This window comes from Parasutterella secunda, assembly GCF_023336895.1.
GTDB lineage: Bacteria > Pseudomonadota > Gammaproteobacteria > Burkholderiales > Burkholderiaceae_F > Aphodousia > Aphodousia faecalis.
In genome coordinates, this window is sequence record NZ_JAMBLT010000017.1 from 1 (window position 1) to 19,514 (window position 19,514).

The following is a 19,514-nucleotide window of genomic DNA, read 5'->3' on the forward strand; positions in this document are numbered from 1 at the left end:
ACCTAAGTTCAACGACAGTAAAATATTGTGCTCATTGAGTAGTTTTAGATACTTCATCGCTGTCTGCCGTTTCGCTATATCACTATTAACTAAATTAGATACTCGGCAATACGGCCTTTGGAATATTGCGTCCACTAACTCGCGAGAGTAGATTTTAGATAATTCCTCATTGGATCGAATATAGTCGATTGTCATTTTTTCAAGTTCTACAATGGCCAGAACTTTTTCTTTTGTCCAAATAGCTGTTTTTTCTACAGCTCGTAGCATGAAAAGTATCCAATTATCCCATTCTTGATATCGAGTTACATTTAGTAATGTTTGATAGTATTCGGATTTATTCTCGATAATATATTTACTCAGATATAAAATCGGTTGATCTAATAGCCCTTGCTCTACCAGATACAAGATATTCACAACACGACCTGTTCTGCCATTTCCGTCGGAAAATGGGTGAATAGCTTCAAATTGATAGTGACAGATAGCCATTTTGACCAAAGGATCGGTGTCATCAGATTGGTCATGCAAAAATTGAGAAAGATTATCCAATTTATCTAAGATGACATTTTCGCCGATTGGTGGAGTATAGATGACAGATTTAGTACTCGATGACCCGATGTATGTCCCAGGAACCTTTCTAACTGATACATCTGTATCACGAAGAGCACTACAAACTTCCTTCATAGTTCGAACGGATAGGGGGCAAACCTGCAAACTTCTGATACCAGTCCAAAGAGCTTTCCGATAACGAAGAGCCTCTTTCGTTGCAGGGTCTGCATGCTCATCGGCATCTATGTACCTGAACAATTCATCAGTAGTGGTCACGATGTTTTCGATTTCACTAGAGCTTTTAGCTTCAAGAATTGGAATGGTCTATATCAAAATCTCATTGTTTGGGATCAAGTTTACCGCTTGCCGTAAGCCTTCCAAGGCAACTCGAGACTTAGTTGTTTGTCTGAAAATTTCAGGGGATTCTTTAAATCCTTGGGGTGGTAATAATGGCGAATCGTTATAAGCAACTTGGGGATCCCACGTCATGATAAAAACCTATATGATTAAAAAAAAGATTTTTATAGACACGTCACAGAGATATGTCGATTCAATCGACATATTAGAAAAATATGTCGAAATTTCTCTGTGTTTTAAACATATTCAAAATATAAGACTAGTGATGCTCAATCGTCTGCACAAAGCGGAAAAGAGCAATGCTCCGAAGAAAAAACAAGTGGTCAAAGACAATCAGCAGACAATAAAAAAGCGATCTGACAACAGATCGCGATTTTGAAAGATGGTCGGGTGAGAGGATTCGCAAAAGCCTATTTTATTGACTTTGAATAAAGGCGTTGTTTTGTTGGGAGCATTATTGGGAGCATAGGACATTTGCTAGACGAAAAATCCCCGGCTGTTCATCGCACTTATTGCCGGGGATTTTGTCTGCTTTAATTTTACTCAAGGTTTTACGAAAAGGGACCAGTAAATCTTGTCGCCGTGTTCTTCTTTGAAACCTTTGTAATCTAACTCCTCGGGACGCAATCCAATCCCGCCGTTTTGATATGTATGAGAGTACTGTAAGGACTGTCCCCGGAGGCCAACTCTTCTCGAATAAAGCACGCTCAACTAATTCTCATCAAAGAGCATGATGATTTTGCCGATCGGCGGATTAACGTTTTTCAATAGCTGCCAGTTCATAAGTTCATTCCTTGTGTGACATAGGCGTCAATTTGATCTTTGTACTGATCATAAAATTCGATCTGACCATTTTTAGTTCTGCCTCCTAAGCCTAATAACGCAGTTCCTTCTCTTTTCCCGAAATAGACAAAACCATCGTCTCGGAGAACAACTACGAGGCTTTTTAGGCATCTTATTGGTGAAGCGTCTTCACAAAAGAACATAATGAGAGGCTGATTCTCTGTAATAGTTCCGTTGCGAACAGCTTCGGCAATACGCTTGACTACCTTTCTTAATTCACTAATGTTGTTTAAGAATTCGTCATATTCTTCAATGAGAAATCGTTGCCCACTGTAGCTATTCTCGAAGAGCCTTCTTTCTCTTTTATATAGAGATTGTTCAGACATCCAACCCATAATCACCTCTTTTCTGCTTCTATTCGTTTAAGAGTTCGAATGATCTTATCTTCTCTCACGTCATAAAAGTGGCTTCGCATACTCGGTGACAATAAGAATTTGACTTGCTCAAGCACGATGTCAACGTCAGCTAATTCGGACAAGTAGCGATGAAGCAATTCTCTTCTATCGACGGTGTCTTGTTTTGTGCCCAGTTGAATTTCAGCAGCTATCAACTCAGCGCATTCTTCTGAGAGTTTTTCGACTTGAAACCAAAGCCCGTAGTGTTTCGCAATTTCTCTAATCTCCTCGTTCATTTCGTCCATATCGTCCATTTTTGCTCTCCTGTCTATACGGTTTAAACGGCCCTAGTGAGGTGCCAAAGCCCACTTGCTAACCCCCATTCTTGCGAATGCGGATTCACTATATGTCGTCACTGGAACCGGTTAATGTTGTTGCCATTTTTTCTCCCTTAAATTTTCTAGGATACGTTTGGTTGCGTTTATTGATCTTTGCGTCCTATGTGACAACTCACCCCTCCGGGGATTGTCATGTACCTTATCTTCAAGTCTGGAAATCTCTTTTGTTTAGTGGGGTTTGCGTTGATCGTATTGAAGATGTTCTTCTGCAGATAATCCCCACTTACGCCGAAATCCTTTCCGTAAAAAACGAATTCCGTTTTCCCTGACTTCGACTCTTCGAAAAACTTGTCCAGGATTAGATCGATAATCGCCTGTTTCTCTCCGCGTTTTAAGTATGGCTTCTGTATCTTCCTGACCTTCTTGGGGGGGGGCACTTCAGCCTTCTTGCTCAGAGAGGTAATAACATCCGCAACCGGATCGGGGAGCGGTCCCCCGTTTGGAACGACAAAGCCAGACTTTTCAAATTCAGCTTCTGATTCGAGCTTCAACAAATCCCCGAGTGTCTGGTACAGATCGCCGCATTTTCGAATATCAAAGTTTTCTGAAAGCTCTCTAATAAGAGTCTTTGCCTTGAACTCGATATAAATCGAAACATCAACCATCACTATCTCCCGACCGATTTTCTTAATGCTTTGGGTGTTGTTTTGACCGGTTGACCGTACATCGCGCATCGACTGACTTTGAGCATCGTCTCCCACTCGCGGACCATGCGCACCGGACACTTCTTCACGGACTCAAGCATCAGATTTCCGACAAATTCAATAGCCACGCGGATCAAATCCAGCTCTTCGGCTTTTGCAACATAGTGTCCCCAGTTTTTGCGTCCTCGCACTTGGATATCGGTAATCGCCGCGGCGGCTTGACGCAGTCTTTCGCACGTCTCGTTGACCTCGTCCTGAGATTCATAGTCGTCCCTTGTGCTAACAGCGACAATGCCCCAGTTCACAAAGTCTCGGAACTCGTAAAAGTCGTCATCGATACACTCGCCCTTTTCGAGATTGACCAGAGACTTCAGCTCAAGGCGTGCGAAGTTCTCTCGAATAATGTCGAGGTTCTCTTCTCGAACATTCCAGAAGTTCGTGCCGACTTTCTGCTTGTATTTATGGCGCGGCTTTTTACTCTTCGGCATTTCATAAAACTCCGAAAAACTCGACGGCAATCACCGAGCAAAACAAGAACAGCACGGCGGCATAAAACAAAACGTGACTCATGCTGCCTCCATGGCGGATTCGTTTCGAGCTGCCGCTCTTGCTTTAACCCAGGCAATAATGTCTGCGTTTGGCCAGCGAACGACGCGAGGTGACAGATAAATGGGTTTAGGGAAGGTCGGGTCTTCTTTGACAAGGTTCCAAACCGTCGAAACGCCGATATTGCAAGCCGCGGCGACTTGCTTGACGTCGCACATCAACGTCCCCAATGCTCCGCTGTCTCTTTCCAATCGTTTCTTCATGATCTTTCCCCGGAGGGGACTAAGCCCCTCTTTCTATTTTTAGATGTAGACAGGCAAACCAGTCTTTTCTTTCAATTCGTTTACGGCCCAGTTGCGAGCGGCGATGAACATTTCTTCCAAACCGTGGATGTCATAGAAGAAATAGACCTGACCGTCGCGGACGCGGAAGCGCAGCTTTGCTTCGACTTGATATTCAGGGAATCCTTCATAAATTTGAAGAACGATCGGGAAGCGCTCAAAGAGCTTCAGCTGTTGCTTCGTGCCGTCGTCGGATTCGCGCTCAAGGCTCACAGACACATCGCCATTCTGGATGTTGACTTTTCGAGAGAAGCGGTCGTTCTTAGAGTCTTGAAGCGTCGTGACAAAGTTGAAGAGCTCAATTTGCGACGGATACAGCTTTCGGTCTTCCTCGCGACAACGTATGTCATCGAGGTGCTTATCGATAAACAGAGCAAAAACATTCTGATCCATTTCATATTCGTCGCGAGCGAGCCAGTCCCGGGTGTGTTTTGTGAACAAGCCATCGAAACGGAAAATGAAATCGTTTCGCCATTCGGGACTACCGTTTCGGCAATCTTTTGCGAAGGCAGTGAACTTAAAATCGTTGAACTTTGGTTTGTCAATAATCCGCGTGTAAATTGCTGCTTCTTCTTTATCCAAGCGGGTATCGCAGGCTTCAACAAATGAAGCGAAGTTTGTGAGATTCTCATCCAGACGAATGCGCGTAGGCTTCGTCAGATAATCCTCAAGATCGTCAAAGCATCCGTCGGAGTCTTTGATCAAAATGGGTCGTTGGTCGACAAACTTGATGTTCGGTTCGAACGGTTTTTTAATAACTTCGCTCATGATTGGATTTCTCCTGTTTCTTTGTCAACGATGATCGCCGTCTTTCTTACGAAAGTGGGGATTACTTCAGGCTTGGGGTTTTCCGTCTTCACTTCTTTAAAAGGGAGATTCCCTTGCCGGGGGTTCTCAAGCAGAAGGTCGCCATCTGGGCCCAAAAACATTGTGAACTCAGCGGGCTTCGGCTTCGGGAACTTCGTTTGCACGTCGTGCGTGATCTTGATCATGACGCCAGCTCGATTGATGACCTGGCTCAGCTTGAGCTTGAGATTGATTTCAAAGGTCCCGCCGTTGGCGTCGAGAAATTCGACACCGTCAGCGAGCGCTTGAGTCAGATCTTCATCAAGCGCCCCGGCGGAGATCTTCGGAAGTTGTTCTGAAAAAGCTTTCATTTTGTCCTCATTAAAAAAGGGTGTGGGGTACTTTCCGGTAGCGTTCATCGTCTAGGCTCACCAAATATCCCGCTTTGGGACTCAACCGAATTTCCCCCCAATTCGTTATGCAGTCATCTTTTGAAGCGCTGCTTCAAAGTGAGCTTGGCAATCATTCAAGAATTCGATACAGCGAGCCTTGGCTGTTTCGAGTTCTTCAGCTGTAGGTTCAAAACGCACTATGAAAATGCGAAGTTCTTTGAACTCCTCGGCGATGCGAGGGTCGTAGTCAACAAAGTCCACCCATGAGCGTCCGGTGCAAAGCAATTGGACAAGCATCTGAGGCTTGTACTCTTCGGGGACAACGCCCGCCTCAATTCGAGCGATATGCGTGCTTGTTTCGGGGCACTTGATCTCGAGAAGGCCGTCTTTTCCGACGAGACCGTCAGGAGAAGCTCCAAACCAATCAATCGTCGGGTGACGAACGAAGCCAACCAAGTCGACAATGTTTCCCGTCTCGATCTCGTAAGCCTCGCGGGCTTCGTCTTCGTGATCGACTCCCCACTGCATAGCCGGAGAGGTGAAGCGATTCGACATGTTTTTTGTGAATCGCTCACCAACGATTCGGCGAAGTTCCGTGTCGTATGCGGCATAGGGTTGCCCCTTCGTGTTACGAAGGATTGCCGCCTTTGCGACTGATGCCGTCAAACAACCGGCACGCTCTGCAAACCACGACTCTGTTTGTTGAAGGGGATTCGTCATTACTGAACCTCCACCGTGCGAGCGTCATCTGCAGCCTTGGCAACGTTCATCAAACCCTGCGGATAGGCTTCCTTGATCAACTGACGTTCGTCTTTTGGGATCGAAGCCCAGAACATCGTGTAGGCTTCCACACCTTCCTGCGCCTTTTGGTATGCCAAGGCGATGATCTTCTGCTGTTCTGCGGAGGGTTCAGCCTTTTCTGCAGGAGCATCGTTAGGATCGATACTCTTGCCTTCCATCTCTTCGGCCGTCTCGGCGGCGTTCAGGTCGGGGAATGCTTTGCGAAGCGCCTGGCTTTCGGCGGTTTTGGACAGCATCCCGCGGGGGCGCTTGATCCACATAGGGGTGGGTTTGCCGGATTTCGACGTGCTGATCGCTTCTTCAAAGAATTCAGTCGCCGAGAACACTCCGATTTCGCCGTTCTTGAGCATTCGACGGACAGAAACCTTTGCCCATTCGGGAGCCTTGATCTTGATGTTGAACGCGCCTTCTTTTTCCATGCCCGAGAATTCAAACTCGGTCATTGGACCAAACTCGACATCATCAATGCCGGCAAGCAAACCGCTCTCGGCTGCTTGCGTGCGGTAAAGGTTTAAGCCCGGCATGATGACGTCACGGTTCGCACGGAGCTTGCTGTCCCACATCGGAACGATGTGCACTGGTTTTTGGAACGGATCTAATCCACGAGCCTTGCAGTAGCTCAAAACCATCGCAATGCTTTCGGTGGCTGCGCCCGGATAAAGGGAACTCTGAAGAACAGAAATCATTTTTTGCTCATCAACGAGGGCAATCGCATTTTTCTTTTCAGCCATTTTTGTCTCTCTAAAAATTAACCGTGGACGTAACCTGAGCCACCGTTTCGGCGTGAATAACGTACGAAGCACCAGTTGTCTTTGAACTCTTCTTCGATCAACTCGTCGGTGATTTCAGTTTCGTCGTAACCATCGTCTGCAAGCTCTTCGCGAATGCAGTCTTTAGCATCTTCTTCAGACATCGGGCGACCAGTGAAATAGACCTCGATATCTTCGCTGGTGCATCCGTCGGGCAGGTTGCTCAGGTAACTCATGGTGTCCTCCGCTTACTCGTTATCCTTCGTTTCTTCGGAGTCTTTTTGTCCGTCTTTAATAACGACGACGCAATTCAGAATCCCGTCGTGTTCATCTGCGGAGTCGTCCTCGTCATCTTCATCATCGTCGAGGTGGGCGAGTTCTTCGGCAGTCAATTCCCAAGGGCGGGCAATTTCATCGTCTTCATCGAGCACGCAGCACTCTTCACGCCAAAGCCTGATCGTTGCCTTGCATTCAAGAGTTTTGCCTGGATTGAGCGTGGCGAGAGTGAAATCCACACAGGTCTGTTCGCTGTTGAAACAGACGTAAGCTTTCTTTGTGAGTTGAGCGGCGGTGACTTCATCTGGGCAAACGGAAAAGATGAAACGAGCTGCCTCTACGGTAAGTTTCCAAACTTTCTTAGACATGGTGAGCCTCTTTTAAAAATTAGAATCTGGAGAACCAGAGTTGGATGTCAGGAGAGCACCATGCAAGCCAAGCGAAAAACACTCCGGCCACAATCCAAGGAGCGATTGCTTCGAACCAGTCAGTCTTGCGTTCTTTGTCTTGCATGGCGTTTCTCCGTGTTAAAGAAAATTGCTGTAAATAGCAATTTAACTTGCAAAGAATTTTACACCTACGCAAGAATATAGCAAGAAAAACTTGCGAGAAAATTTAACAAGATTGCAAGTAAACCTTGCGTTAAATCAAAAGAAGGCAAAAGAAAACCGCCCGTAGGCGGTTGTGATGAGTTGACTTCAAATCGTAGTCAACTGAACGAGTGTACGAAAATATCGTACAGTTGGAAATAATTTGTAATTAACTAAAAATTATTTTTAAATCAAATAGTTGTTTTTAATCCCGTAGAATTCTACATAATTAGATATTGTATGAATTTCCATGATTTAACTAGATATGGTGGTATGTCATTTTTTCAGTAGTGGTTTATCAGATAAGTCATTCAAGGATGCTTTTTCAATCAAGCTATTGAGTTGGCGTATTGCTTGTTTATTAAGTATGGAGAGTCTTTCTTCCCTAGATTTACCTTGTTCAATAAGTAGTGCGTTTTGACTTTCAAGATTATTCAGAACCACAAGATGGTATACGGTTGCGATATCTTCATCGTCTCGAATATTTCCCTTTTTATTGGGGTTGTTATCTCTCCATTGCTTCGCTGTCATTCCGAAAAGAGCTACATTAAGCACGTCGGCTTCATTTGCATATATCCATCCTGCAGTTTTTTTAGATAAATCTGGAGGAATTAAAAACTCTTTTACTGCATCAGTATGAACCCGATATGAGGCTTTTGTCATAATTCTCCGCACACTTCTTTCGAAGGTTATCTCAGAATTTTCTAGCTTCTTGAGGCGTTGTAATTCTGTGATTAGATATAGTTTGAACTCTGGACTAATCCATGAACAAAATTCAATGGCAATGTCTTGATGGGCGTATGTTGCGCCGTATCGGCCAGGCGTTGCAAATACTCCTACGCCATGGACTTGTTTTGCCCACTGTTTCGCTGAAATTCGGAAACGGTTAACGCCAGCGGCTTGCATGAGTTCTCTAAATGCGCTTTCGTCAAAAATCTCGTTGTTTAATCTTTCCCAGACCCCGAGAAACTCAAGTGTATTTTTATTTTTGAGCCAATCATTAATCAACTCTGTCGAACCGAACCTGTTGGCAATATCGGTCAAGCAGATATATTGCTCTGAATTTTTTAAAAGCTTACGGATTTCAGTTCCCTGAACGATAATTAAATCAGACATAACTAACTCCCAAAATTGCTCAAATTAAAACGCCCTATTGATCTCAACAATTTTGCCGTAGATTCTTAATTTAGAAAGATCATCTCCGGAATAAATTTCCGGCTGATAGTCGGGATTGTCTGATCGAACAACGATGCCATCTTTTGTTTTAGAAAGTCTTTTAACCTTAAGCTGTCCTTCAACTGAAATCGCATAGATTTGCCCGTCAGCGATGATTACACAACCTGGACGTGAGTCGCACTCTTCATAGAAGAGGAACGTGTCGCCGTCGCAGATGGTCGGTTCCATGCTGTCTCCTGAAACTCTGGCACGCTTACATCTGTCTGGATTTAAATGGCGCTTCTGAAAGAAAGTGCGTTTATACCAGTAATCATCGCCATCATCGACAAGTTCCCACTCAGGAGATGGTTCGACGCCTACTGGGCTGGCGCCGAAGGTCAAACGATATTCGTGAATGACAACAACATCGTCAGGGGGCGTATCTCCATTGTCGAACGTTTTGATAGAGGGGTTTGTTTGCCCGAATAAAAGGTAGCCCGACGTGGTACCAAGGGCGGCCGCTAATTTCTCGAGATTTTTGCCACTAGGAACGGTTTGATTCTTTTGCCAGAGAGAGATGGACTGCCGAGCGACTCCGATCTTGTCTGCGACTTCTTGTTGAGTCAACCTCTTGGATCTCATTAGTTCAGTAATACGTTCTCCGCAAGACATTAGCCTTCTCCAACTCAATGTTTACTTGCATTGTCTCACACTTTCGTCAAAGTAGGTTAAAACGAATTGCGCAAGTATTGCTTGCTATTGATTGCGAAAGTGGTGTAAGATTTCGCAATAAAAATTGCGGAGATGCAAGTGACTCAACTTGAAAACAATCCAGTAAACCGAGCGGTCAACGCTCTAGGCGGCAAAGATCAATTCCTTGCTGACGCAGTTGGTGTAACTCACCAGGCTGTGAGTGATTGGCGGAAGAAGGGATACATCTCGTACAGGAAGGCGGCAGAGGTAGCCCGCCTTACGGGTATTCCTGAATTCATTCTTTGCCCGAAATATTTCAAAGAACCGGTAAAAAGTCGCCGGAAAGCGTAGGGCATTATGGCTCGCTACAGAAAAATCGACACGCGGATATGGAACGATAGGAAGTTCAGGGAGCTTGACGACAAATCTAAGCTTGCTTTTTTTCTGGTTCTTACACATCCGGACACCAACCAACTTGGCATGTTGCGGTCGAGGTCAGCGGCATTGGCCATGGAATTAGGATGGCATCCTGATGCCATGTCAGATGCCATCCTGACGCTATGTCGGATGGGTATGTTGATGGTTGACGATAAGGCAGGTTTTATCTTCATCCCTAACTTTCTAAAGTACAACCCTCCTAATGGTCCAAATGCAGTCAAGGGGTGGTCTGGTCTCATTGATTTGATGCCTGAGTGCGATCTTTTGAGCCGTGCTTTGATTCACCTGAAACCCACTATTTTCGGGCTTTCCGAAGGTGTTCGATCTGCCATACCAGATGACATAAAAGATGCCATCTCACATGCCATCCAAGATGAAATAAAAGATGCCAAAGAGATGCCATCCCGCATCCAGGAACAGGAGGAGGAACAGGATATATCTATTACATCTAACGATGTAATTGTGGAAACTGCCGTTTCCGACCCTTCCGCCTCCGAGCCTGAAAAAGTCGAAAAACCAAAAACGGGGATTGATTGTCCCTATCAAAAAATCATCGCCGACTACAACGAGATACTTGGCCCGTATCTGGGAATGTGCCAAAAGCTAACGCCTACCCGCCAGAAAGCAGTTCAAGCCCGCTGGCGCGACTGCATGAAAGACGGGGACTTCAAAACACAAGACGAAGGCATCGCTTATTTCAAACGCTACTTCGAGTACATCAAGACCTGCGACTTCCTGATGGGCAACAACGGTCGTGACTGGCGCGCGGATTTCGACTGGATTTTCAAGCAGCAGAACTACACAAAGATTTGCGAAGGCAAGTATCTGTCGAGGTAATCATCATGGAAATGAACACGACTCAATACGCTAAAGCTAAGGCAGAGAAGAAGCCGACGGAACCTGCACGATGCAGTTGCGGTGACTGTCAAGGCTTGCCCGTCTTTAACAAGATGTGCGCATTCCATGCTGCCGCTCCTGACCAGTACGTCAGAGGTGCAGTCTCAATCGTCTTGCGAAACCATCCGATCTATCACACGCTTTTGAACTATGCACGGCTTTGCACGCACTACGATCCGCCAAAGAATTCTGACGAGTGGAAGGTGATCTTCGGCTGCGCCCAGTTGCTCGACCGCGTGCAGCTCTTGCCTCAAGGCGTCGATCTTTCTGACAAAAAGATGTTCAAGTCATTGATTGACGGGATGCATCGCAGAAATGTCGGCGGCGTGAAGTTTGATGCGACCTACATCGGCATGGCCCTTGAGACATACCTCGTTGACCGAGTTTTGGCGGAGGCGCATCGCGTTCTTGAATCGACAAAGAACATCGACAGCCTTTTGAGTTCAGCCGACAAAGCCGAAATGGACAAGCGATCAAAGTTCCGTAAAGAGGACTTCGTCGAGTTTGGGAAGCTACCGATGTTCAATCCGAAGGCGGAGGTGAAATGAGCTGGGCATTCGATTGTGTCGCAGATTCCATCGCTTATGTTTGCGTTCGCATTGCATTTGGACTTTTTGTAGTGATGCTTTTAGGCGCATTGCCGATTCTGGCGCTGCTTGCTTCAGTCTCTTGGATTTATGAAAAGCTCTTCAAGCTATCGAGGTGAAAAAGTGAAAAAGAACTACAGCAAGGACGAGAAACATCTCACTGAGCGTGAACGAGTGTTTGTGCTCCAGATGGCGCAGCACGGTGACGCAACCAAAGCCGTTCATGCAATTTACGCTCACCTGTCAGATCAGGCCGCTCGAGTTGTTGCCAATGGTCTCATGAAGCGAAGAGACATCATTGAACACATCGATTTTTTGAAGAAGCGCTACGAGGAGATCGAACGTTATGTTGACAAAATATGACCATTTCAGAGCAGGGGAGCGTGCTGAGAATATCGTCAGGAAGCCCGCAAAACGATTCACTAAGCGCGTGGAAGTCTCTCCGAATGCAAAGACCCATCAGGTCGTTGAAGAATCGATCAGGGCGCTTTTGGAGGGCTTTAAGGAAACGCACGATCCGAAACTTGAAGCTCGCAACATCAAGATCGAACTTTTGTGTGAGAGCTATGACACCATGTTTAATGCCGGCGATTTTTTCCCGAAAGCCTACGAAATCAAGTCACTACTTGAGAAGCGAGGATTTAAACGGGCTTTTTTCTACGTTAACGGTCGAAAATCCAAAACCCCGGCTTTGAATTTCACAGTGAGCTATTGGGATGTAGATCCAGGAGACCCTTTCACAGGCACCCCGTACTACGAACTTATGAGAACGGAGGGCTGATATGGGCAAATCTCAAAGAACCAAAGGTGCTTCAGGGGAGCGAGAAGTCTGTCACTTGATTCGGGATGTTCTTGGCGTTGAGGCAAAGCGCAACCTTTCACAAACCAGAGAAGGCGGCTGCGACATTGCCGTCGGTCCGTACCACGTCGAAGTCAAACGTCGTGCCCGTATCGGACAGATCTATGACTGGATGGACCAGGCAGAAGCCTCCTGCCAGAACGGAGAAAGACCAGTCGTTTTCTGCAGAGCAGATAAAAAACCGTGGCTCGTCGTTTTGACAGCCGAAGAAGCCTTGCGCCTGCTTGGGAACGAGTTGTAAGAGGTGTTTCAGAATGGAGTTTATCGGAGATCCGCAGGAGTCAAAACTGCGCACTATGCAAGAGTTCATCAGATTCTGGGCGTGGTCGCAGAAAGAACGAAAGCGAACGGGAGTCAATCCGCTTTACTCGCTCATGATGTCGGTCAGAAACGCCGAGGAGGAGCTGAAGCGAATCGAACAGAAAGTGGCCGACAAGGATAACCCAAACGCCGCGCGTCGAGGACTGACGCTCGGCAAACCAATCCCGATGACGCGGATCGAAAAGCAACTCATCGCCCGCAAGGTCGACAAGATCATGAATGACCCTGAGCTTTGGCGTGGCCATTATCGAGATAAAGAAGTCTTGGCCATGTTTTATCTTGACCCCAGTGCAAACCCGAGAGGGTGCAATGAGCACGAACGACTCTTTGCCAGACGATTCCGTGTGTATAGAGGAATGGCCAGAGAAATGTTAAGAACCGCGCTTTTGTACTTTTCAACCTTGTGGGGAGACTTGTAATGGTGATTAGTTTTAGTGATGGAGAAGCGCTTCATGGAAAAGAAGCTGAAAAATTCTCGTTCTTTGAAGATGCGTTAAAACTTGTTCTTCAAGCATACGCAAATGGGGCGTTTACCGCCGGTGACTTAAAAAAAGAGTTGGATTTGGCTTATGGTTTTTTGTGCGATTTACAAGAAAAGAAAGAGGTACTTAGACAAGAATTGATTAGCATTGAGCGAGCTAAAAAACGTGACAGCCTCTCCTGAATGCCTGAAAATATTAGGGGTTGACATCTGTTTTTAGAACGTTAATATTGCTTTCAACAATTTGGATGGTCCGTTTAAAAGCACGTTGAGTCACGAGCGCCTTGGGGCGCTTTTGGCGTGCCCGGAAGAAACGTAAACTCCTTTATCAATGAACTGTAAAAAGCCCGTAGATCAATCGACTCACGGGCTTTTTGCTTATGCCTTTTCTCTGAATAGGGCGGCTTGTCTTGCACAAGCTACATCAAAAAGAGAGTTGAGCCGGATTACAAGTGGGATCCCTTTATTGAAATCCATTCTGATTCCGTCTTTGAAGGCGTTAATAGAGTTGATTGAGTTTCGACTCCACTGTTTAACCGTGCCATTCGTGGCTTGGACAAAAACCGACTTGTTTGTGATGGCGATTAGGGCAGATTTTCCATAATCGTCTTTTGTGTCAACAGATTCTGAGTGCCCCCTGGCATTACCAACTCTGAAACTCAAGCCCTTGGCGACTCTAATCGAAGCACCGCGAGAACCTGCGACATATTTTCGACCTTTTTTAATGCCGAAGGCTTCTGTTCTTATTGAGAAGAGCAAGAAGTCATTCTCAGGCCAGACGAATGGCATTGTTTCGGCGTTTAAAACGGTCGGGCGAGTTCCTTCAAGAAGACTGACAAGATAGTTTTCTTTGACCGGGTCGGACCCAATTTCTTTCTCGAGATCTTCGTCATCTGAAGATTTGGAAGAGACTTGAGATTTTTGTATTTTCCCGCCCATGACTAAGGCAAAAACGAACGGTGCAACCCAAGGGAAAATAAAACTACAAACGGCCCAAACCCATTTATGTCCGAGATTGTGCTGCTCGCATTTATAAAGTACGAAAGGAACACCGAAGGCCCAACCTAGGAAAGCGGCCATTTGCACTGTTGCATTTGGCTGATTTTGTACTGCCAAACAACCGAGAATACAAAAAAACATCCAGACAGTTTTGCCTTTGTTGTTCAAGATAAAGTCTTTCATAACAGCTAAATACTTGTTCTTTTAATTCCACATTTTACCGTTTCCGTTCTGGAGTAGCTCAGTAGGTAGAGTAGATGACCGTTAATCATCGAGTCGCAGGTTCGAGTCCTGCCTCCAGAGCCAGTTTTAACAGCTAAAGTATTCCTCACAAGGGAAGCTCCTCAGCGGGCGGTGTGTAAAAGCATCGCCCGTTTCTTTTTATGCAAACTGAAGATTTAAAAGTTGTCTATCGGAACGTCTCCGAGCTGATTCCTTACGCCCGAAACGCCAGAACTCACTCTGACGAGCAGATCGAACGGATCGCCAACTCAATAAAAGAATTCGGTTGGACTAATCCGATCCTGATTGACGGTGAAAACGGAATTATTGCTGGGCACGGGCGCATACTGGCGGCTCGAAAGTTAGGGATTGAAAAAGTCCCAACGATTGAATTGTCAGGGCTTACAGAAGCACAAAAGCGCGCCTACATCATCGCGGACAACCGACTCGCTTTGGACGCTGGGTGGGACGAGGATATTCTTAAGCTCGAATTCGCCGAACTCGAAAAAGAGGGGTTCGAACTTTCCAAGACAGGCTTCAGTGACGAAGAGATCAGAGAAATGATGGCTGATCTCGACCGAGAAGTCGACGGCGTGGAAGACGTCGAGACTCCCGAGCCGCCGAAAAACCCGAAAACAAAACGGGGTGAAATTTGGATCCTTGGCACGCATCGGTTGATGTGTGGGGACAGCACCTCGGTCGAGGATGTTCAGGAGGTCATGGGGGGGGAATAGCCGATCTGTGGCTCACTGACCCACCGTACAACGTCGCATATCAAGGAAAAACAAAAGACGCTCTGACAATTCAAAACGACGAGATGGACGATGAATCCTTCCGTCGTTTTTTAGTTTCTGCATACGGTGCAGCCGATTCCGTTTTAAAAGAAGGTGCGGCTTTTTATATCTGGCATGCTGATTCTGAAGGGTTCAATTTTCGAGGCGCTTGTCGCGACGTAGGTTGGAAAGTCCGCGAATGCCTGATCTGGTCAAAGAACACGTTCGTTTTAGGCCGCCAGGACTACCAATGGCAACACGAGCCTTGCTTGTATGGGTGGAAAGACGGAGCGGCTCACAATTGGTACTCCGACCGAAGTCAAACAACCATCCTCGAATTTGACCGACCGAACCGAAACGCCGAGCACCCGACAATGAAACCCGTCGGGCTGTTCCAATATCTCATTGGAAACAGCACAAAGCCCGGCGACATCGTTTTAGATTCTTTTGGAGGTTCTGGAACAACACTCATCGCGTGCGAACAAACAGGGCGAAGCGCTCGAATTATTGAGCTTGACCCCTGCTATTGCGATGTAATCATTGAACGTTGGCAAAACCTCACGGGGCAAAGAGCCGTACGAGAATCCGACAAGGTCGCTTACAACGATCTTAAGCAGTGACCCATCTCCTCTCGGAGATGACACTGCAACCGAGGAGTTTTTTAACAATCTGTGGAACGTAATACGCCACGGTTGGAATTGACTCGGCGTAACTCGGAACAGCCCCTCTCCGAGAGGGACCATTCATGAAATTATTGGAAAGCAATCAGGGGAGAAAGAAGAAGTACACCCCAGAGCTTGTGAGAAGGCTATTAAGCGCCTTAGCAAGCGGGCGGACTCTTGTATCGATATGTGAAGAACTTGATGTAAGCCCCGACACCGTTTACTGGTGGTGCACTGAACACAAAGACTTTGCCAAGGACTTCACGCGCGCGCGCGACTTCGGCGACAACATTATTGAGGACGAGGTTCTCGAAATTGTCGACGCCGAACATATTTCTGAAGAACAGATCATTGAAAAATCAGGAAAGAAAATCACGATTAAAAAGCGGCGCTTTGATAACGTCGCACGTTCACGTTTGCGCATGGAGGCGAGGCTGAAGATAGTCGCCAGACGTAAGGGCGGACTACAAAACCGAAAAATTGAAATCGAGGACGACGGAACTGGTGTTGATTTGTCCGATGCAATGAAAGGCATGAGCATGGACGATTTGATGCGCTTCGCAGGCTTAACAGATGACCCCGACAGCGAGTGATTACAGAAAGGCGGCCATCTTTGAATTAAGGCGAAGAGCGGCAAGGGCAGGCTTTGCACCTTTTGTGCTTTTTACAACCCCAAACTACAAAATGGGGTGGGTGCACAGAGAGATTTGTGAAACGCTCGAGAAGTTTCTGCAGGACGTGCTCGACGGGAAGTCCCCTCGCTTGATGATCTCAATGCCTCCGCGAAGCGGCAAGAGCGAGCTTGTTTCGAGAAAGTTCCCAGCCTACGCTTTCGGCGTGGATCCCGATCTGCAGATCATTGCAACAAGCTACGGCGCGGATATGGCGCAGCGCTTTAACCGAGACGTGCAGCGTGTTATTGACAATGACCTCTATCACGCCGTTTTCCCCGAAACAAGTCTGAACAAGGCAAACGTCCGCTCAACCTCAAAAGGCGCATACATTCGAACGTCCGACCTCTTCGAAATCGTCGGGCACACAGGCTCTTATCGTTCATGCGGTGTCGGTGGTGGTATTACCGGCATGGGCGCAGACATCCTGATTATTGACGACCCCGTCAAAGACAGAAAGTCAGCGAACTCTGCGACGGTGCGCCAAAGCATCTATGAGTGGTACACATCGACGGCATACACCCGACTTTCGCCGGGCGGCGGTGTCATCGTTATGTGCACTCGGTGGCACGTCGACGACCTCCTCGGTTTACTTCTGAAGGAAGAGCAAAACGGCGGCGATAAATGGAAGGTAATCAATTATCCCGCCATTGCCGAGCACGACGAACCACACCGAAAGGCAGGGGAGGCTCTGCACCCTGAACGCTATCCGATTGAAAGCCTTCTGAAGATTAAGGGGGCAGTGGGATCTGCAGACTGGGCTTCGCTATACCAAGGCCGTCCGACGGTTCTTGGCGGCAACATCATTAAGAGCGGTTGGTTCAAACGCTACAAACAACTGCCCGAGCTCAAGTATCGCTTGGTTGACGCTGATACCGCTCTCAAAACAAAAGAAGCAAACGACTTCTCCGTTTTCGGTTGCGGTGGGTTGGGTAAAGAGGGGAATCTTTACATCACCGACTGGCGTAGGGGCAAATGGGAAGCCCCAGATCTCAAACGCAATGCGATTGACTTTTGGATAAAGCAACTGGCTATGAAAAACGGTGTTTGTCGTGACTTTTGTGTCGAAGATAAGGCATCTGGTACGGGCCTAATCCAAGAGATCAAACGGGGAACACCTCCTATACCGATCAGGGGGATTGAAAGAGACACGGACAAACTGACCCGATTGCAAGACGTTCTCGGATATATCGAAGCTGGACGTGTTTACATACCTGAAAATGCCCCATGGGTGTCTGACTTCATTGCTGAATGCGAAGCCTTCCGAGGCGATATGAAACACGCTCACGATGACCAAGTTGACGTATTGGTTGACCTAATCACTTTAACGCTCGGTGTTCCCAAGACGCCATGGGCGGCTATTTTCGCGAATTAACTATGTCGAAAAGAACGACAAAACCTGCCGATAAAGAAATCGCCATCATTCGGGATTCAATGAACTATTACGCCGATGGTCTTGAGGCCGTTGGCAGCACTTTTAAGTCTCGGGTTGGGGATCTCTTTGGCACTCATCGTCTGTCCTATGTTGAGCTTCAAAAGCTCTATCTCTCCTCGTGGATCCCGGCAAAGGTCTGCACGATTTTTGCTGACGATATGACAAGCGAGGGCGTTGAGTGGCTTATTGACGCTGACGATGCCGAGTATCTTGAACAGCAGTTTGCCCGTTATAAAATCTGGCAAAAGCTCGCCGAGGCGATCACTTGGGCGCGCCTGTATGGAGGCTCAATCGTCGAAATTCGCATGAAGGACATGAAGCCCGATCAGCCGTTGAATACAAACGGCTACTTCCTGGGTCTTCGTGTGTTTGATCGGTGGGAAATTACGCCAGATACCTCAAAGCTTGCCACTGGCGAGCGTGAGGGTGAACCAATTTCTTACCAAGTCTCCCCTCGAATTTACGCTCAAAACTACAAGCTTGACGCGAGCCGTGCCATTCGCTTTATTGGGCGCAAGCTCCCGAACGAACTGGCACAGGTCAATGATTTGTGGGGCGAAAGCTACGTTCAGTTGCTTTATACGGCTCTTGAGCGTCGGGAAGGTGCGAACATCGGTGTGGCTGAACTCATGAAGCGCTGCCACCTCCGCTATCTTGGCGTGAAGGGCTTTTGGCAGGCAATGCAGGTCGGCAATGAAGATCAGGCAGATGCGATTATTAAGGCGATGTCCGTTATTAACGCCTCGCAAAATATCTCAAGCCTGACCGTTGCAGACACGGATGACACCTTCCAAACGCAGACGTTTGGATTTGGCGGCTTTAAGGACGTATTCAATCAATTCAATGAAGACGTAGCCGGCGCGACGGACATTCCGCTTGTGCGTTTATTCGGTATTTCTCCGTCTGGTTTCTCGACGGGTGATACCGATATGAAGCTGTACGCTCAGGCCGTCAAGCGCGATCAGGAAGCTCAACTGCGTGACGCTATTTATCGCATTGCCAAGGTCCTGCTTGAAAGTGTTGGTCGTGACGCTTCCAATCTCGACTTCAATTTCATTCCGATTATTCAGCCGACTCCAGCAGAGAAGGCTCAACTGGCGCAGCAGTCGGTGCAGACGATCCTCCAAGTTTACGAAGCAGGGTTGTTGCCACCCGACCGCGCTCTTAGCGAAATTAAGCGCCAGGCGGAGCAAACTGGATTTTTTGCTTCGGTAACACCTGAAGAGATTGATGCGCTCAAAGAGCCGAAGCTCCCAATGCCTGAAGGAATAACAGAGCCAGGAAACAATGGCGGCGTTTAATCACGAAAAAACCTACCGAATCGCAGTCAACCGTAACTACCAACGCATAGCGCGAATCGTCCAGTCAGTCATCTCCAGTCACGTCACACCGGATGGGCGAATTGACGACATTGCTCAATTGACGACACAGCTGGCGAAGTATTCAGACAGCCTAGTGCCTTGGGCGAGAACGTTTTGGGGGCAGATTCTCAATCGGCAGCAGAAACTGCTCAACGGCGATTGGAAAAAGGCAGGGATTGTTATACCACCTGATTCGCCCATAGTGCGAGCGATGATCGAGCGGCAGATACAAGAGCAAGTGGATTTGATCACAACGCTTCCGAGAAATGCCGCTCTTAATGCACAAGAGCTCGCCGTTAAGGCGGCAATGACATCGGGCGACCGTGCGGCGACGTATATCGAACAGCTCCAAGGTT

Annotated in this window: 31 protein-coding genes and 1 tRNA gene; 16 read left to right on the forward strand and 16 right to left on the reverse strand. The window is 47.2% G+C overall.

Annotated elements, in window-relative coordinates:
* From M3080_RS08800 to M3080_RS08865, 15 genes are all read right to left on the reverse strand, one after another.
* Nucleotides 1–867, reverse strand: an 867-nt coding sequence (locus M3080_RS08800; protein ID WP_346429237.1) for a Fic family protein, incomplete at its 3' end; no start/stop codon positions are given.
* An 815-nt stretch (nucleotides 868–1,682) separates the two neighbouring features.
* Nucleotides 1,683–2,072 carry a hypothetical protein gene (locus M3080_RS08805; protein WP_249092762.1) on the reverse strand — a complete coding sequence of 130 codons (390 nt, stop codon included), beginning with the start codon at nucleotides 2,070–2,072 and terminating at the stop codon, nucleotides 1,683–1,685.
* Nucleotides 2,073–2,083: 11 nt separating this feature from the next.
* Nucleotides 2,084–2,395, reverse strand: a complete 312-nt coding sequence (locus M3080_RS08810) for a nucleoside triphosphate pyrophosphohydrolase family protein (protein ID WP_249092763.1) — start codon at nucleotides 2,393–2,395, stop codon at nucleotides 2,084–2,086.
* Nucleotides 2,396–2,562: 167 nt separating this feature from the next.
* Nucleotides 2,563–3,084: a hypothetical protein gene (locus tag M3080_RS08815; RefSeq protein ID WP_249092764.1), complete on the reverse strand. Its 522-nt coding sequence runs from the start codon at nucleotides 3,082–3,084 to the stop codon at nucleotides 2,563–2,565.
* Between the two features lie 2 nt (nucleotides 3,085–3,086).
* The gene (locus tag M3080_RS08820; protein WP_249092765.1) at nucleotides 3,087–3,611 is read right to left on the reverse strand and encodes a hypothetical protein; all 525 of its coding nucleotides are present in this window, start codon (nucleotides 3,609–3,611) and stop codon (nucleotides 3,087–3,089) included.
* Nucleotides 3,612–3,689: 78 nt separating this feature from the next.
* Nucleotides 3,690–3,932 carry a helix-turn-helix transcriptional regulator gene (locus M3080_RS08825; RefSeq protein WP_249092766.1) on the reverse strand — a complete coding sequence of 81 codons (243 nt, stop codon included), beginning with the start codon at nucleotides 3,930–3,932 and terminating at the stop codon, nucleotides 3,690–3,692.
* A gap of 39 nt (nucleotides 3,933–3,971) precedes the next feature.
* Complete coding sequence (locus tag M3080_RS08830) at nucleotides 3,972–4,778, reverse strand: DUF2303 family protein (RefSeq protein WP_249092767.1); 807 nt, start codon at nucleotides 4,776–4,778, stop codon at nucleotides 3,972–3,974.
* Entirely contained in the window at nucleotides 4,775–5,167 is a 393-nt protein-coding gene (locus tag M3080_RS08835; protein WP_249092768.1) for a hypothetical protein, read from the reverse strand. Before M3080_RS08835 ends, M3080_RS08830 begins: the two co-directional genes overlap by 4 nt.
* A gap of 105 nt (nucleotides 5,168–5,272) precedes the next feature.
* Complete coding sequence (locus M3080_RS08840) at nucleotides 5,273–5,908, reverse strand: lambda exonuclease family protein (protein WP_249092769.1); 636 nt, start codon at nucleotides 5,906–5,908, stop codon at nucleotides 5,273–5,275.
* Nucleotides 5,908–6,720 carry a phage recombination protein Bet gene (gene bet, locus M3080_RS08845; protein WP_249092770.1) on the reverse strand — a complete coding sequence of 271 codons (813 nt, stop codon included), beginning with the start codon at nucleotides 6,718–6,720 and terminating at the stop codon, nucleotides 5,908–5,910. The genes M3080_RS08840 and bet overlap by 1 nt, the downstream gene beginning before the upstream one ends.
* A 17-nt stretch (nucleotides 6,721–6,737) precedes the next feature.
* Nucleotides 6,738–6,974, reverse strand: coding sequence for a hypothetical protein (locus M3080_RS08850; RefSeq protein ID WP_249092771.1), 237 nt, complete (start codon nucleotides 6,972–6,974; stop codon nucleotides 6,738–6,740).
* A 12-nt stretch (nucleotides 6,975–6,986) separates the two neighbouring features.
* Nucleotides 6,987–7,382, reverse strand: a complete 396-nt coding sequence (locus tag M3080_RS08855) for a hypothetical protein (RefSeq protein ID WP_249092772.1) — start codon at nucleotides 7,380–7,382, stop codon at nucleotides 6,987–6,989.
* A gap of 19 nt (nucleotides 7,383–7,401) precedes the next feature.
* A complete protein-coding gene (locus M3080_RS09340; RefSeq protein WP_283162584.1) occupies nucleotides 7,402–7,527 on the reverse strand; it encodes a hypothetical protein in 126 nt (41 codons plus the stop codon).
* A 353-nt stretch (nucleotides 7,528–7,880) separates the two neighbouring features.
* A complete protein-coding gene (locus M3080_RS08860; protein ID WP_249092773.1) occupies nucleotides 7,881–8,720 on the reverse strand; it encodes a KilA-N domain-containing protein in 840 nt (279 codons plus the stop codon).
* A gap of 24 nt (nucleotides 8,721–8,744) precedes the next feature.
* Nucleotides 8,745–9,431 carry an XRE family transcriptional regulator gene (locus tag M3080_RS08865; protein ID WP_249092774.1) on the reverse strand — a complete coding sequence of 229 codons (687 nt, stop codon included), beginning with the start codon at nucleotides 9,429–9,431 and terminating at the stop codon, nucleotides 8,745–8,747.
* Nucleotides 9,432–9,569: 138 nt separating this feature from the next.
* Between M3080_RS08865 and M3080_RS08870 the strand changes: the two genes are divergently transcribed.
* From M3080_RS08870 to M3080_RS08910, 9 genes are read left to right on the forward strand one after another with little or no spacing between them, the layout of a single operon-like run.
* The gene (locus M3080_RS08870) at nucleotides 9,570–9,803 is read left to right on the forward strand and encodes a helix-turn-helix domain-containing protein (protein ID WP_249092775.1); all 234 of its coding nucleotides are present in this window, start codon (nucleotides 9,570–9,572) and stop codon (nucleotides 9,801–9,803) included.
* Nucleotides 9,804–9,809: 6 nt separating this feature from the next.
* A complete protein-coding gene (locus M3080_RS08875; protein WP_249092776.1) occupies nucleotides 9,810–10,727 on the forward strand; it encodes a hypothetical protein in 918 nt (305 codons plus the stop codon).
* Between the two features lie 5 nt (nucleotides 10,728–10,732).
* Nucleotides 10,733–11,335, forward strand: coding sequence for a hypothetical protein (locus M3080_RS08880; protein WP_249092777.1), 603 nt, complete (start codon nucleotides 10,733–10,735; stop codon nucleotides 11,333–11,335).
* Nucleotides 11,332–11,493, forward strand: coding sequence for a hypothetical protein (locus tag M3080_RS08885; RefSeq protein ID WP_249092778.1), 162 nt, complete (start codon nucleotides 11,332–11,334; stop codon nucleotides 11,491–11,493). Before M3080_RS08880 ends, M3080_RS08885 begins: the two co-directional genes overlap by 4 nt.
* Before the next feature lie 4 nt (nucleotides 11,494–11,497).
* Nucleotides 11,498–11,737, forward strand: a complete 240-nt coding sequence (locus M3080_RS08890; protein ID WP_249092779.1) for a hypothetical protein — start codon at nucleotides 11,498–11,500, stop codon at nucleotides 11,735–11,737.
* Nucleotides 11,721–12,155, forward strand: coding sequence for a hypothetical protein (locus M3080_RS08895; protein ID WP_249092780.1), 435 nt, complete (start codon nucleotides 11,721–11,723; stop codon nucleotides 12,153–12,155). The genes M3080_RS08890 and M3080_RS08895 overlap by 17 nt, the downstream gene beginning before the upstream one ends.
* Before the next feature lies 1 nt (nucleotide 12,156).
* Nucleotides 12,157–12,474, forward strand: a complete 318-nt coding sequence (locus M3080_RS08900; RefSeq protein ID WP_249092781.1) for a putative PDDEXK endonuclease — start codon at nucleotides 12,157–12,159, stop codon at nucleotides 12,472–12,474.
* Between the two features lie 13 nt (nucleotides 12,475–12,487).
* Nucleotides 12,488–12,973 (forward strand): hypothetical protein, encoded by a 486-nt coding sequence (locus M3080_RS08905; RefSeq protein ID WP_249092782.1) that lies wholly within the window; start codon nucleotides 12,488–12,490, stop codon nucleotides 12,971–12,973.
* The gene (locus tag M3080_RS08910; RefSeq protein ID WP_249092783.1) at nucleotides 12,973–13,218 is read left to right on the forward strand and encodes a hypothetical protein; all 246 of its coding nucleotides are present in this window, start codon (nucleotides 12,973–12,975) and stop codon (nucleotides 13,216–13,218) included. The genes M3080_RS08905 and M3080_RS08910 overlap by 1 nt, the downstream gene beginning before the upstream one ends.
* 195 nt (nucleotides 13,219–13,413) lie before the next feature.
* Here the strand turns inward: M3080_RS08910 and M3080_RS08915 are convergent, their stop codons facing one another.
* Nucleotides 13,414–14,217, reverse strand: a complete 804-nt coding sequence (locus M3080_RS08915) for a hypothetical protein (RefSeq protein WP_249092784.1) — start codon at nucleotides 14,215–14,217, stop codon at nucleotides 13,414–13,416.
* Nucleotides 14,218–14,264: 47 nt separating this feature from the next.
* On the opposite strand from M3080_RS08915, the gene M3080_RS08920 reads away from it, so the two are divergent.
* The 7 genes from M3080_RS08920 to M3080_RS08950 form a co-directional block, all read left to right on the forward strand.
* Nucleotides 14,265–14,340, forward strand: a tRNA-Asn gene (locus M3080_RS08920).
* A 77-nt stretch (nucleotides 14,341–14,417) separates the two neighbouring features.
* The gene (locus tag M3080_RS08925) at nucleotides 14,418–14,990 is read left to right on the forward strand and encodes a ParB/Srx family N-terminal domain-containing protein (protein WP_249092785.1); all 573 of its coding nucleotides are present in this window, start codon (nucleotides 14,418–14,420) and stop codon (nucleotides 14,988–14,990) included.
* Nucleotides 14,936–15,649, forward strand: coding sequence for a DNA-methyltransferase (locus M3080_RS08930; RefSeq protein WP_249092790.1), 714 nt, complete (start codon nucleotides 14,936–14,938; stop codon nucleotides 15,647–15,649). Before M3080_RS08925 ends, M3080_RS08930 begins: the two co-directional genes overlap by 55 nt.
* A 125-nt stretch (nucleotides 15,650–15,774) precedes the next feature.
* On the forward strand, nucleotides 15,775–16,284 hold the full coding sequence (locus M3080_RS08935) for a terminase small subunit-like protein (protein WP_249092786.1): 510 nt from the start codon (nucleotides 15,775–15,777) through the stop codon (nucleotides 16,282–16,284).
* A complete protein-coding gene (gene terL / locus M3080_RS08940) occupies nucleotides 16,265–17,737 on the forward strand; it encodes a phage terminase large subunit (RefSeq protein ID WP_249092787.1) in 1,473 nt (490 codons plus the stop codon). The genes M3080_RS08935 and terL overlap by 20 nt, the downstream gene beginning before the upstream one ends.
* A gap of 2 nt (nucleotides 17,738–17,739) precedes the next feature.
* Complete coding sequence (locus M3080_RS08945; RefSeq protein WP_249092788.1) at nucleotides 17,740–19,098, forward strand: phage portal protein; 1,359 nt, start codon at nucleotides 17,740–17,742, stop codon at nucleotides 19,096–19,098.
* Between the two features lie 154 nt (nucleotides 19,099–19,252).
* Nucleotides 19,253–19,514 (forward strand): hypothetical protein (locus M3080_RS08950; protein ID WP_249092789.1); only part of this gene is annotated, 262 nt, incomplete at its 3' end.

What these genes read in the sequence shown, in the direction of transcription:
- M3080_RS08805 (WP_249092762.1), bottom strand. Translation starts at nt 2,072, where the DNA reads ATGTCTGAACAATCTCTATATAAAAGAGAAAGAAGGCTCTTCGAGAAT.
- M3080_RS08810 (WP_249092763.1), bottom strand. Translation starts at nt 2,395, where the DNA reads ATGGACGATATGGACGAAATGAACGAGGAGATTAGAGAAATTGCGAAA.
- M3080_RS08815 (WP_249092764.1), bottom strand. Translation starts at nt 3,084, where the DNA reads ATGGTTGATGTTTCGATTTATATCGAGTTCAAGGCAAAGACTCTTATT.
- M3080_RS08820 (WP_249092765.1), bottom strand. Translation starts at nt 3,611, where the DNA reads ATGCCGAAGAGTAAAAAGCCGCGCCATAAATACAAGCAGAAAGTCGGC.
- M3080_RS08825 (WP_249092766.1), bottom strand. Translation starts at nt 3,932, where the DNA reads ATGAAGAAACGATTGGAAAGAGACAGCGGAGCATTGGGGACGTTGATG.
- M3080_RS08830 (WP_249092767.1), bottom strand. Translation starts at nt 4,778, where the DNA reads ATGAGCGAAGTTATTAAAAAACCGTTCGAACCGAACATCAAGTTTGTC.
- M3080_RS08835 (WP_249092768.1), bottom strand. Translation starts at nt 5,167, where the DNA reads ATGAAAGCTTTTTCAGAACAACTTCCGAAGATCTCCGCCGGGGCGCTT.
- M3080_RS08840 (WP_249092769.1), bottom strand. Translation starts at nt 5,908, where the DNA reads ATGACGAATCCCCTTCAACAAACAGAGTCGTGGTTTGCAGAGCGTGCC.
- bet (WP_249092770.1), bottom strand. Translation starts at nt 6,720, where the DNA reads ATGGCTGAAAAGAAAAATGCGATTGCCCTCGTTGATGAGCAAAAAATG.
- M3080_RS08850 (WP_249092771.1), bottom strand. Translation starts at nt 6,974, where the DNA reads ATGAGTTACCTGAGCAACCTGCCCGACGGATGCACCAGCGAAGATATC.
- M3080_RS08855 (WP_249092772.1), bottom strand. Translation starts at nt 7,382, where the DNA reads ATGTCTAAGAAAGTTTGGAAACTTACCGTAGAGGCAGCTCGTTTCATC.
- M3080_RS09340 (WP_283162584.1), bottom strand. Translation starts at nt 7,527, where the DNA reads ATGCAAGACAAAGAACGCAAGACTGACTGGTTCGAAGCAATCGCTCCT.
- M3080_RS08860 (WP_249092773.1), bottom strand. Translation starts at nt 8,720, where the DNA reads ATGTCTGATTTAATTATCGTTCAGGGAACTGAAATCCGTAAGCTTTTA.
- M3080_RS08865 (WP_249092774.1), bottom strand. Translation starts at nt 9,431, where the DNA reads ATGTCTTGCGGAGAACGTATTACTGAACTAATGAGATCCAAGAGGTTG.
- M3080_RS08875 (WP_249092776.1), top strand. Translation starts at nt 9,810, where the DNA reads ATGGCTCGCTACAGAAAAATCGACACGCGGATATGGAACGATAGGAAG.
- M3080_RS08880 (WP_249092777.1), top strand. Translation starts at nt 10,733, where the DNA reads ATGGAAATGAACACGACTCAATACGCTAAAGCTAAGGCAGAGAAGAAG.
- M3080_RS08885 (WP_249092778.1), top strand. Translation starts at nt 11,332, where the DNA reads ATGAGCTGGGCATTCGATTGTGTCGCAGATTCCATCGCTTATGTTTGC.
- M3080_RS08895 (WP_249092780.1), top strand. Translation starts at nt 11,721, where the DNA reads ATGTTGACAAAATATGACCATTTCAGAGCAGGGGAGCGTGCTGAGAAT.
- M3080_RS08900 (WP_249092781.1), top strand. Translation starts at nt 12,157, where the DNA reads ATGGGCAAATCTCAAAGAACCAAAGGTGCTTCAGGGGAGCGAGAAGTC.
- M3080_RS08905 (WP_249092782.1), top strand. Translation starts at nt 12,488, where the DNA reads ATGGAGTTTATCGGAGATCCGCAGGAGTCAAAACTGCGCACTATGCAA.
- M3080_RS08910 (WP_249092783.1), top strand. Translation starts at nt 12,973, where the DNA reads ATGGTGATTAGTTTTAGTGATGGAGAAGCGCTTCATGGAAAAGAAGCT.
- M3080_RS08915 (WP_249092784.1), bottom strand. Translation starts at nt 14,217, where the DNA reads ATGAAAGACTTTATCTTGAACAACAAAGGCAAAACTGTCTGGATGTTT.
- M3080_RS08925 (WP_249092785.1), top strand. Translation starts at nt 14,418, where the DNA reads ATGCAAACTGAAGATTTAAAAGTTGTCTATCGGAACGTCTCCGAGCTG.
- M3080_RS08935 (WP_249092786.1), top strand. Translation starts at nt 15,775, where the DNA reads ATGAAATTATTGGAAAGCAATCAGGGGAGAAAGAAGAAGTACACCCCA.
- terL (WP_249092787.1), top strand. Translation starts at nt 16,265, where the DNA reads ATGACCCCGACAGCGAGTGATTACAGAAAGGCGGCCATCTTTGAATTA.
- M3080_RS08945 (WP_249092788.1), top strand. Translation starts at nt 17,740, where the DNA reads ATGTCGAAAAGAACGACAAAACCTGCCGATAAAGAAATCGCCATCATT.